General features: G+C 55.5%; 10 protein-coding genes. 6 read left to right on the top strand and 4 right to left on the bottom strand.

Features of this window, described 5'->3' with window-relative positions; translation table 11 throughout:
* Positions 1-9: 9 nt before the first annotated feature.
* From JSS75_03630 to JSS75_03640, 3 genes are read right to left on the bottom strand one after another with little or no spacing between them, the layout of a single operon-like run.
* Positions 10-2,142 (bottom strand): DUF1926 domain-containing protein, encoded by a 2,133-nt coding sequence (locus JSS75_03630; GenBank protein MBS1902773.1) that lies wholly within the window; start codon positions 2,140-2,142, stop codon positions 10-12.
* Positions 2,143-2,160: 18 nt separating this feature from the next.
* Positions 2,161-2,835, bottom strand: a complete 675-nt coding sequence (rsmG, locus tag JSS75_03635; GenBank protein MBS1902774.1) for a 16S rRNA (guanine(527)-N(7))-methyltransferase RsmG — start codon at positions 2,833-2,835, stop codon at positions 2,161-2,163.
* On the bottom strand, positions 2,835-3,680 hold the full coding sequence (locus JSS75_03640) for a dienelactone hydrolase family protein (protein MBS1902775.1): 846 nt from the start codon (positions 3,678-3,680) through the stop codon (positions 2,835-2,837). The genes rsmG and JSS75_03640 overlap by 1 nt, the downstream gene beginning before the upstream one ends.
* A gap of 327 nt (positions 3,681-4,007) precedes the next feature.
* On the opposite strand from JSS75_03640, the gene JSS75_03645 reads away from it, so the two are divergent.
* From JSS75_03645 to JSS75_03670, 6 genes are all read left to right on the top strand, one after another.
* Entirely contained in the window at positions 4,008-5,861 is a 1,854-nt protein-coding gene (locus JSS75_03645) for a right-handed parallel beta-helix repeat-containing protein (GenBank protein ID MBS1902776.1), read from the top strand.
* Between the two features lie 131 nt (positions 5,862-5,992).
* Positions 5,993-6,763, top strand: coding sequence for a hypothetical protein (locus JSS75_03650; protein ID MBS1902777.1), 771 nt, complete (start codon positions 5,993-5,995; stop codon positions 6,761-6,763).
* A 44-nt stretch (positions 6,764-6,807) separates the two neighbouring features.
* Positions 6,808-7,404: a thioredoxin family protein gene (locus JSS75_03655; GenBank protein MBS1902778.1), complete on the top strand. Its 597-nt coding sequence runs from the start codon at positions 6,808-6,810 to the stop codon at positions 7,402-7,404.
* Positions 7,405-8,115: a tRNA (N6-threonylcarbamoyladenosine(37)-N6)-methyltransferase TrmO gene (gene tsaA, locus JSS75_03660; protein ID MBS1902779.1), complete on the top strand. Its 711-nt coding sequence runs from the start codon at positions 7,405-7,407 to the stop codon at positions 8,113-8,115.
* A gap of 155 nt (positions 8,116-8,270) precedes the next feature.
* Positions 8,271-8,798, top strand: a complete 528-nt coding sequence (locus JSS75_03665; protein MBS1902780.1) for a MarR family transcriptional regulator — start codon at positions 8,271-8,273, stop codon at positions 8,796-8,798.
* Positions 8,799-8,803: 5 nt separating this feature from the next.
* Complete coding sequence (locus JSS75_03670) at positions 8,804-10,672, top strand: chloride channel protein (protein MBS1902781.1); 1,869 nt, start codon at positions 8,804-8,806, stop codon at positions 10,670-10,672.
* Positions 10,673-10,763: 91 nt separating this feature from the next.
* Here the strand turns inward: JSS75_03670 and JSS75_03675 are convergent, their stop codons facing one another.
* Complete coding sequence (locus tag JSS75_03675; protein ID MBS1902782.1) at positions 10,764-11,792, bottom strand: hypothetical protein; 1,029 nt, start codon at positions 11,790-11,792, stop codon at positions 10,764-10,766.
* Between the last annotated feature and the right edge of the window lie 14 nt (positions 11,793-11,806).

Here is an 11,806-nt window from a genome sequence, read left to right on the forward strand (position 1 = left end):
GAAGTTAGCCTATAATTCGCTAACACGGATGCGCAGCTGTAGGCTCCGCGAATCCCCGGGAGAAAGGGCAATTCTCTGCACCAAAAACACAATCGAGCCCTGATACACACGTTCGAAGCCCGCCTCGCTCGAAGCAATCGTCTCGATCGGGGCACGCCAAACGGTTACCGGCGTTGCACTTGCGAGGTCGATTCGATAGCCGCCCCACTCATCGACAAGCGATACTGCCGATACGTCCGCGACTTCGCCGACTGACGAGAGTTTTCTCTCCCCTTCCGCGAGTATTCGATCCGGGAACACGAAATAGCGGTCGTGCGCATCGCCGGCAAGCAGGCCGAACGTCCATTCGCTTGCGAACCGCAGATCGAGCTGCGACCCACTGTGATTTTCAAGCAGATACTCTACGACGATTTCGCTGGAGTCATGCACCAACTCGAGTGATTTGCGCAACCGAACGGAATGCGGTTCTCCGTGTGCATGCACGCTCCCCATGTGGTCGAACGTGACCGATGCGCGCTTTCCGTCGTGTGTGACTTGCGGTGCCATCTGCGCACGGAAAAAGTCGCCGTACTCGAGAAACTGCTGCGTAACCAAATCTCCTACCGTCGCATCGTCCGAGAGAAAATGCTCGATCATCGAACCGTGACGGTACCAGTCGTAGACAAGCCGTTCGTGCAACCCTTCCTCTTTGGTAAGCACGATGTCGTGAATCGACGCCGTCGCCTTGGCTTGCTCGGCGGTGATCGCATGCTTGAGCTTGTCATGATACGCTTCGGGTCTGCGGTTAATGAAGTTCGAAAGCTCGAATGCCCGGGGTTTGAATGCAAGTTCGCCGATGCATCCTCCTCGCGAAGGATCGACCACGACCGTAAATACGGTGTTCGACAATACAACATCCTCAACGCCGTCACGATCGAGATCGACGACTGTGGCACGAATCTTCGATGCCTCGCGTGCATCGAGATATCGCTCCGCAGCCAGCAAGTGGCGGTATACTTCATGACGAAGGTTGGGCAGATAGATGCCGCCAAAGACACCGTGCCAATACGGATCGTTACACTGCGCGGCAAGCAAGTCGGAGTATGCCGCCCGAACATCCGAGCGCGACAGGTCAAGCACGGCGAATCGCTCACTGAGCAACGCCGCACGTTTATGAAGATGATTCGACTCCGGGTACTTTACAAAGAAGTTTCTCCAGAAACCGCCGCGCACAAAATGCCCATACCGCTTCCACTCGTCGGGATCTTGTTCGAGGTCGTGGACAAACGACTCATAGTCTCGGTTTGCCTCGGCGCTCGGCAGAGCCCATTGCATCATCTCCGCATAACTGACATTCGGCAGATATATTCGTCCCTTCGGCCGGTGATGCTTCAGCGCCTCGCTGAAATGTTGCATGACGATCCACGAACGATTCTCGTGAAGCTTCGCGAAAAACTCCTCGAGCCAGCCGTCGGTGTACACATGGTCGTACGTCTTGGGCCACACTCCGAACTTCTCTCCGTCGTCGGCGAAGGTGACGATGGTGCCACCGGTTTCGCTCGCCTGTTCGCGAAGTACGGCGATGGTTTCATCGACGGGTCGAAACGGGATCGTATAGCGAAGTGCCTTCGAGATCGGGAATGCCGCGATCATGTATCCTTGATCCTCGGTGAGATAATACCCGTTGAGTTCGTCATCAGGAAGTCCGGCAGCACGGAAATGGCTGTCATCGAGAATGACATAGTTCATCCCAGCACGCTTGATCGGACCACAGAGCTGCTGCTCCCAGACCCGCTCTGCCAACCACAGACCATCGACGTTCGCTCCAATCTCCGAACGAATATATTCGGTAAGCTTCGTCAGCTGTGCGTGTTTATCCCGGTCGCTAATGACGGAGAGAATCGGTTCGTAGAACCCGCCGCCGATCAACTCGAGCGTTCCGGCCGCATGCATCGCTCGCATCCGTGCGATATGCTCGGGATGCGCGGTCGCAAGCCATTCGAGCAGTATCCCGGAGAAATGTGTAGAGAACCGAATGTTGAACTTCGCGGCTAACTCGACGAACGGTCGGTATGCGCGTTCATACGCCTCTTCGAAGACGGTCTCGAAATTGCCGATCGGCTGGTGATTGTGCGTTGCGAAACAGAATGAGACAGTCTTCATAGTAACTCCTTGGGCTCGTTAGCCAACGGTTCTAACGATGACGACTTTCTTTTCCTCCGTCACGAAATCCTCATATCCGACAAGTGCAAGCGCACGTTCTGCGATCGAGGCCACACCCTTCAGGCGCTTCGTGCGCGTGATTTCTTCCGTGAGGTCGCCACCTTTGAGCGAAAGGAGTGTCCCGCCCGGCTTCAAAAGGTCGGCAGTCCATTTCATTAGCTCGTCGAGCGGTGCAACCGCTCGAGAGACGACCACATCGTATGCACGCCGGTGTTGCTCGTTCTGAGCCAAAACTTCGGAGCGCTGTGCAATCGCGTTGACATCGGCAAGGGCGAGCTGGTTCACGATCTTCTCGACCGCTGCGATCTTCTTGCCGATCGAATCGCAGAGCACCATCCGCAGATCGTCACGGACGATCTTGAGCGGTATTCCTGGCAGACCGCCGCCAGTACCGATGTCGAACACGGTTGCATTCGGCGGGATCGCGAAACCGATTACTGACGGCATTGCGAGAGTCAGCGAATGCAGGATATGCTTGGAAAGGATATTCTCCTCGTCTTTGCGGGAGATCAGATTCACCACGGCATTGGCTTCACGCAGCAGCGCGCCATAGCGTTCAAGCTTGGCGCGCTGGTTGTCGCTGAGTTCGAGTCCGTTTGCGGCGGTGATGTGTGCGAGTTCGTCGATTGTCATTACTTCAAGCCAAACGACGACCGTAGATATGCTGCGGTATGCTTCCAGGCATCGGCGGTCGCCTTTTCGTCGTGGTTAGGGTTGCTCGGATTTGCAAATGCATGATCGGCATCGTAGCTAAACACGGTCAGCTTCTTGCCTGCTTTCTTCATCGCTGCCTGAAAATCGGCGATCACCTTTGCATTGATCCACTTATCTTTCTTTCCGAAGATACCGAGCACCGAACAGTTCAGCCCCTTGAGCTTCGCCTGATCCATCTCCGGCATACCGTAGTACATGACGCACCCAACGGCCTGTTTGCCTGCAAGCAGCGCAGCCTGATGCGACCACCCGCCGCCGAAACACCAGCCAAGAGTCGCGATGCGCGAATCGGTCCCGAGATATTTGATCGCACCGCCAAGAATAGCGACTGCACGTTCCGGCTTCATCGCCTGAACATATTTCCCCGCATCTTCCGGCGTCGTTGCGACCTTCCCGTCATAGAGATCGACGGCCAGAACGCTCACCCCGAGCTCATTATTGATACGGTCTGCTTCGGATTTGATATAATCGTTGAGCCCCCACCACTCGTGCACAACGATCACCACATCTTCCGGGTGGCTTTCCGAGCGAACGAAATAACCGGTACCGGAGCGGCCATCGGAACAACCGAAATTGACCATCCACCCGGTCGGGTTCGCACGGTATGGCAACGGCGCGGCATGGGCGGAAACGAACGCGGCATCTGCGGCAAACGCAGCGAAACGGTCGGTTGCCGAAGACGGGGCGCTACAACAGGTGGATTGGGCACGAAGCACAAGGGGGAATAGAATGGCGCATAATACGATCAGCGTGGTCCTTCTCATACGAGCCTCCTATTAAAAGTAATGTGTGATGGCAACATTGCTTCCGCCGAATTGATTTTCCCCTTTACTCGACGGTAATGGTTCCGTTTGACTGTAGTTAGTATTGCATGGTCATTCTGAGCGAAGCGAAGAATGACCGCTGCGTAACCGTTCAAACGGAGCCACTACTCACTCGATCGAATGATCAAATCCTGCCGATTGGGGGGAGATAATTTGAGGACAATGTGTTCCCCCTACGTATTTTCGTTCTGTCGAATTCACTCACCCGACTCGGCCACAGAGTTGTGTTACGGACTACTTCATACTATCATAGCTAAAGGATACACCATGCGCAGAATTATTACTTCCCTCTGCACGGTGCTGGCGATCACCACACTGTTCACCACACGAACGCTCCACGCAGACACCGATTACAATATCGGAACACCCACGGTAAAAGAGATCTGGGTCGATCCGGTTGCCGGCAATGACGTCAACGACGGTTCCAGCAGCACGAAGGCTCTGAAGACCCTGAACGTCGCGATGGCATACGTCCCCTCGACCACGACCTTCACGACGACCGGCTACCGCATCATGCTCATGCCCGGGACATACTTGAGCGATGTCTCGCCGACGTCGTACATGAGTTACCAAGGGACGGCGAAATTCCCGCTCATCCTCATGGCATCGGGTGGGCCCGGGACGGTCGTTCTCCCGTTCATGTCGGTCAGCGACTGCCAATACTTTTATTTGGTCGGCGTCAACATCGTCACGGCAAGCGGTGCGGACGCGTTCAGTGCGTCGCGTTGCGACCATGTGTATCTGAAGAACTGTTCGATCGACGGCTTCAACACCAGCGATTCGCTGATCTCGCAGAATACCGCCGCCTTTACCGGTTCGAAGTATTGCTATATCGAAGATTGTTCACTGAAGCATTCCAGCGGTGCTCTGCTCTATATGAGCGCATCGCAGTATGGCCATATGCTTCGCTCTTCGCTCGATTCGACTACGGGGACGGCGCTCAACATTTCGAGCGGATCGGCATATCTCTATCTTGAGCGCAACCAGATACGGCATGCTGGGCAGAACGGACTGCTGCTTGGTGGAGTGACGTACCTCGACTACGACTTCACGACGCCGTGGCTGCATTACGATGTCTATGACATCCGCGTGGACAACAACACCTTCGAGCATTGCAAGAAGGAAGCGTTCATCGCATCGGGTTGCTACGATGTGCTCGTTGCATTTAATACGTTCTTCGATTGTGGCGCATCGGCCGACAACCTCTTTGTCGCCGGACTGGGCCGACGCACCTGCGCGAGCGATAAGTCCACCTGCAGTGACCTGATCGCTGCCGGAGCATGGGGGACGCTGCACTCATACTCCACCGATGACGATGCTGCCTGGATCCCGAACAAGCATCTCTTCATCTATAACAATCTCTTCTATAATCCTGCCGGGATGCAAACACAGTATGCCGAGCTCGGCGTGTGGGGTCCGCGCAAAGCGTTGGCCCATGCAACCTGTCCGAAACCGGCGCTTGCCGACGACGATATCCAGATCAAAGGCAACGTCATCTTCAATGGTGCGCTCGATAAACCGCTTGGCCTCAGCGATACGTCGGGATGTCAGGATACGAACACTACCTGCAACAAGACGACGATCACGACCGAGAACACGCTCAATCTCAAAGAGCCCGATCTCGCTTCCGCCATGTTCGGCGATCTGCATCCTTCGACGGGTAGCTTCCTGCTCGGTGCCACCGTGTACCCCGCACCGGATTTCACCTGGAACGACCTACCCGGCAAGCCGGTCGAACCGCAGGGCGAGCTCTCGAATAGCATTTCGATTGATCTCGAAGGGAGCGCACGCACTGGTTCGTCGAATGCGCCAGGCGCATATGTCACTCCACACGCCGATGTGCCGGCGACCGTTGGGACGACATTCACGATCTCCGAGCTGAGTGCCAATCCTGCATCTGCCGCAAGTTCGTTCGTCGTGACAACGACAGAGCGTTCGCCGTTCTCCGTTGTCCTGACCGATATGCTCGGTCGCACAGTTCGAACCATCGTTTCAATGACTGCTGACGCAGGCGAACATCCGGTCATGATCGACGCGAATTCGCTTGCGAACGGGATGTATCTCGTCCGCATTGGCGCAGCCGGACAGATCGTTACCAAACGACTCTTTATTGCACACTGACGAATTTCTTGAACACAGAAACACGAAGAAGCCCCTTGATACGGAATTATCATGGGGCTTCTGTGTGTATAGATACCTCTGAACGCTTTACACGCATGCGATCGGCAGCTCTCGTCCTACTTCTACTTTGTGTGACCGTTTCTCTGAAGGCGCAGGTCTTCCAGGGGAAACAGGTGTCGCATCTCTCTTTGGTAAGCGGCGCCGTTACACCCGGCAAACCGTTCACACTCGGCATCCGGCTCCAACTCGAACCCGGCTGGCATACATACTGGAGCACTCCGGGCGACGCCGGTACCGCAATGATCGTTTCGCTGGTGAATACGCCCGAGTATTCCATCGGCCCCCTGCAATTCCCGACACCGCATAAAATGGTCTCGGAGGATCTCATCACGTACGGATATGAAGACGACGTGGTCTTCCTCGTGCGCGTCAAGCCGACATCGCCTGCGGCATCGCACCGCCTGACGTTCAAGATCAACTGGCTTGCGTGTCTATCCGTCTGTCTGCCCGCGGAAGCAACGATTACGTTCGACCTCGATTCTCTGAGCCCGATCCAGGCGAAAGAAGACCAGAAACTCCTGGACAAATGGACGGCCCGCCTGCCGCAGCCCGGCGCAGGGTTCAACCTCGATAAATGCGCCGCGACGTATTCCGTCACGAAGGATAACAAATACCAGGTGTTCATCAAGTTTTTCCAGACCGCGCCGGATACGATCACCGATTTCTTTCCCGACGACCAGGAGAATATGGTGATCGAGTATAACTCCATCCACGCAACAAGCGACGGTGTTGTCATGACCATCGAACCAAGCACAGTGGGTGCGCCGCTCGAGAAACTTACGGGCGTTGCCCTGATCGGCACGACTGGGTACGACGTCTCGATTCCCGTATCGAAACAGTAGGTTCTTCTTCCCCGTATTCTTGAGTATCATATAATCGAATTTTTATGCGCGCATTCATTGCTGCATTCATGATCCTCATTGCCGCCTCTTCGGCGATCGCATCTGTTGTCGAGGTTGGCAGCCCCGCACCGGCATTCACGGCTACGGACCTCGACGGGAACGTGGTGCACCTCTCTGACTTCACAGGGAAGATCGTCGTGCTTGAATGGATCAACGAAGGATGCCCATTCTCGAAAGGACACTACCTCAGCGGGAATATGCAGGCTCTGCAACAAGAATACACCGGCAAAGGAGTGGTCTGGCTGACGATCAACTCGACGCGAACCGATCACCCCGAGTATTTCGCTCCGTCGGCCGCGAAGAAACAGCTGGCGCAGTGGGGTACGCATGCTACTAGGAATCTGATCGACACCGCCGGCACCGTCGGTCATCTCTATGGCGCCAAGACCACCCCGCACATGTTCGTGATCGACAACCAGGGCGTGCTTCGGTACTCGGGTGCGATCGACGATCATCGTGCCACCGACGGCGGCCAGACAGCCCATGTAAATTATGTCCGCGAAGCGCTGAATGCATTGCTTGCCGGCAAACCGGTCACAACAACGACGACCACCTCATACGGTTGTTCGGTGAAATACTAAATGTCGACCCCACACTCCGTTACTCCGATCGGCGTTATTCGCACGCCATTTCACGAGAAGTACACCGCACCGCGGCAACCCGGTGCAGATGGCGAGTTCGCACTCGGCCGAGTGGTGCTCGACAAAGGACATAATTTCGAACAGGCGCTCGCTGACCTCAGCGGCTTCGAAAAAATCTGGCTCGTGTATCTGTTCGATCGGAATACGAACTGGAAACCGAAAGTCCTGCCTCCACGCTCCAGTGTCAAGCGTGGTGTATTTGCGACTCGATCGCCCCACCGGCCGAACCCGATCGGGTTGTCGCTGGTAACGCTGCTCGAGATTCGCGGACGCACGCTCATTGTCGAGGGTGTCGATATGCTCGACCACACACCTGTTCTCGATATAAAGCCCTATCTTCCAACAATTGAAGCATTTCCGGGCGCCCGAACCGGCTGGGTCGCCGATTCCGAGCCGCAAAACGACACTGTCCGTGAGATCGTATTCGATCCGGAGTTCGTCACGGCAGTGAATGAACTACCCGAAGCCGAACGCACAGCAATTCTCGGTCACGTCCGCCGCATGCTTCGCTTCGATATACGCCCCCACCCCTACAAACGCATCGCTCTGGAATCCGACGGTTCATACACGCTGGCATACAAGGCATGGAGAATCCGCTTCGAGCGTACGGAAGCCGGCGACGTGCTAATTTCCCGCCTGCGGACGGCATAAGTGAGCATTCCCATTTTTTCGTATATTTGAGCGTCTGTGTGCTCCTAGGCCCCCGACTAGACACCTAGCCACGGAATTATCACGTTCTTTCGGAACACACCACCCTCATTTGGTGTATTATATTCACTAATATATGGGTAACCATATATAACCCTATGGCAAAAACGACTCACACTGTCACCAAGGAGACTCGCGATCTCGTCAATTCGATCCGCCGCATTGTGCAGGCGCTTCGTGTTGCATCGCGCGATTCGGAGAAAAAACTTGGACTTTCGGCAGCACAACTCTTTGTCTTGCAAAAGCTCAAAGAGGAAGAAGACTTGTCACTCAACGATCTGGCGGACCGTACCCTGACGCATCAGAGCTCGGTTTCCGTGGTCGTGCAGCGGCTGGTGGAAAAGAAATTGATCAAGCGAGATCGATCGAAAGAGGATGCTCGTCAGCTTGTCTTGAACCTGACCGACAAAGGTCGTAAGATCGTCGCGAAGGCTCCGCACGCGCGGCAGGAATGGATGATCGATGCGCTGGAGGCAATGAACCCACGCTCCCGAAAGCAATTCGACGCAACGTTTAAGGAATTCTTGCAGATTTTGCATCTTGATTCGGACAAACCAGCACCAATGCTCTTTGCAGACAAGGGTGTCTTTGCTCCGGAAAAGAAGCGACGATCGCCTAAAAAATAGAACGAATGGACCCTGGAGACATATTTCGACCACCCACGAACAGTGCACTCCCGGTACCCCCTGACACAGGGATAACGCCGGAATCGATCGACCTTCCCCGCGATCGGTCGGTGTTTGATAAACGATCCCTCTTCCTGACGCTTGCCTGCGTCGCTTTGGCAGTCGTCGCAGTGCTTGTAGCACAGGGTCTGCAAGCGCTCATCGCCTGTTTTACGAACATTTCCTTCTTCGGGCGTTTCTCGCTCACCCCGACATCCCCTGCCGGTAATACCTTAGGGTGGTGGGTTCTGCTCGTCCCCGTACTTGGCGGTTTGGTGGTTGGCGTGATGGCTCGCTACGGATCGAGTGCGATCCGCGGACACGGCATTCCCGAGGCGATGGAACAAGTCCTCTCGAACCAAAGCCGCATTCACCCGTGGATGATGTTTCTGAAGCCGGTTTCGAGTGCCGTTGCGATCGGCACCGGCGGCCCGTTTGGTGCCGAAGGCCCCATCATCGCCACTGGCGGAGCACTGGGGTCATTCTTCGGGCAACTCTTCCCGTCGACAGCAAACGAACGAAAAATTCTGCTTACAGCCGGAGCCGCCGCCGGCATGACTGCCATCTTCGGCACACCGATCGCAGCCGTTCTATTGGCGGTCGAACTCCTGCTCTTCGAATACAAAGCGACTTCGATCATTCCCGTCGCCTTAGCGGCCGTCACAGCCGCGGCTGGCCGTGTCGCACTCGTCGGAACGGAGGCTGCATTCCCGATGCCGGCCGTTGCCGAGCCGACCGTGACAGCGCTTGCACTCTACGCCGTTATCGGGTTAGTCTGCGGCGTTTGTTCCGTCTTCGTCACGAAAGCCGTGTATTGGATCGAGGATCAGTTCGAACGACTTCCGATCCATTGGATGTGGTGGCCGGCGCTCGGCGCTGTTGCGGTCGGCATTTGCGGGTACATTGCTCCGCGAACGCTGGGCGTCGGCTACAACAATATCACCGATATACTCGCGAACTCGATCCCGACACAAGCGGTGCTGTTCTTGTGCTCGATGAAGTTCGTCTCGTGGGCTATCTCGCTTGGCAGCGGTACATCAGGTGGCACGATGGCGCCGCTCTTTACGATCGGCAGCGGTGTCGGGACGGTCTGTGGCGCCGTCGCCCTGTGGCTGTTGCCGAATTGCGGGATCGATCTGCGGATGGCTGCCCTTGTCGGGATGGCGGCGCTGTTCGCCGGAGCGACTCGTGCACTGCTGACAAGTGTGGTCATGGCCTTCGAGACCACACAGCAACCCCACGGATTACTCCCGCTGATCGGCGGCTGCTCCGCCGCGTATGTCGTGTCGAGCTCGATGATGAAGAGCACACTGATGACCGAGAAGATCGAACGTCGCGGCGTTCGGGTTCCGAGCGACTACCAGGCGGACTTCCTGGACCGCATTTCGGTACGGGAACTCAATCTTCGGTATCCCGTTATATTGGAAGCCAAGCAAAGTCTTAGTGAAGTGCGTGCTTGGATGAATGCCGGAACGCCCGGCTCCGAGCATCAGGGATTTCCTGTGCTCGATGATGGGAAACTTCGGGGTGTCATTACCCGTCGCGATCTTTTCGCTAGCAGCATACCGGAAGACAGCGTGGTTGAGTCGCTGATTCGACGCCCCCCAGTGTGTATATATGAAGATTGTTCGCTGCGTGAAGCAGCGGATCACATGGTTGCCCATGATGTCGGAAGACTCCCGGTTGTCTCCAGAAAAGATCCCAGCATTCTATTGGGGATCATCACGCGGAGCGACCTGCTTGCCGCCCACAAGCGACGACTTACCGAGCATTATGACGAGCACCAAGTAATCAATGTACGAAAAGTTTGGTCCTCTCTGAAAGAGGAGACATGAGAATAGCAATATTCTCACTGGGTAAAAAGGGAAACCCCTTGCCACTGTGCTGCCGGCAAGGGGTTTTTTATGTCATATACCCTTCGAAGCCCTACCACCAATATAAATGCCGGAATGTGCCTGCACGAACCGAGATCGGAGAGCGGCCGGAGCCATCGTGCATACTGAATGCAAAACTCCCGCTGAGCCTGCGGCGCACCGTATCCATATCGCTCACGGAGAGTGCGTGCGGAAGCACCGCATCGTTGGTGTCCGAGAACGCAAGCGCGTAGCGCGCCATGTTCCGATCATACATGAACTTTCGATACACAACGCGGCCCGGTTCAAGATCGTAATTGCCTGCGGTCACCGGCTTGGGTATGAGCATCGAGAACGATTCGTACCCCGTTGTCGTATCCTCGGGTGTCGACATCTGGATCGAGAAATACCGCTCGTCCACTCCCTGTGAATGCGAATTACCGAATGCGTGATAGAACTCACCTGAGTCGAACGCCGAATGCCAGGCGGTACCAGAAATATCCGCCGACATTACTTCTCCGCCATCTTCACCATACTTCAGATAGACATCGGTGAACGATCCTTCGATCGTGTGCACCGTGCTCCCGTTCTTGGTTCGCACCCGTACACGAAATACACCGGACACTCTGGCGGCGACCGTATCGAACTTGGTGATCTGCAATGAACCCGATTCGACGACCTGTTTTTGAATATTCGTCATCGTGTCGCTCAGGCGGTAACTTATCGATGCGACCTCGGCAACGGCACTATCCTGCACGGTGTAGAACCCGACTCGTGGTTCGGCATTGAGAATCATCAACGACAGGTATTCGGTATCCGCATTCAGATCGAGGTTGAACACTGAATGAAATCCCCGATCGACATAATAACTAAACTCGTCGGTCATGGGCTCGCCGGCGTAATATTCCGCATAATCAAAATTATCGGCGAACGCTGCCGGTTGACCATCGACATATATATTGGAAAGTCCCGGCGGTGCGAGCGGGTGCTGGAAGTCGATACGTGGCTCCGCATTCGTCGGCTGCTCGTTGCTACAGGAACCGACCGAGACCGAAGCAACGAACACGAGACAGAGAACCCCGTTGCGAATGTGTGTATTCATTGTGTGTGGGCTCC

This window comes from Bacteroidota bacterium (assembly GCA_018266755.1).
Taxonomy (GTDB): Bacteria; Bacteroidota; Ignavibacteria; order Palsa-1295; family Palsa-1295; genus JAFDZW01.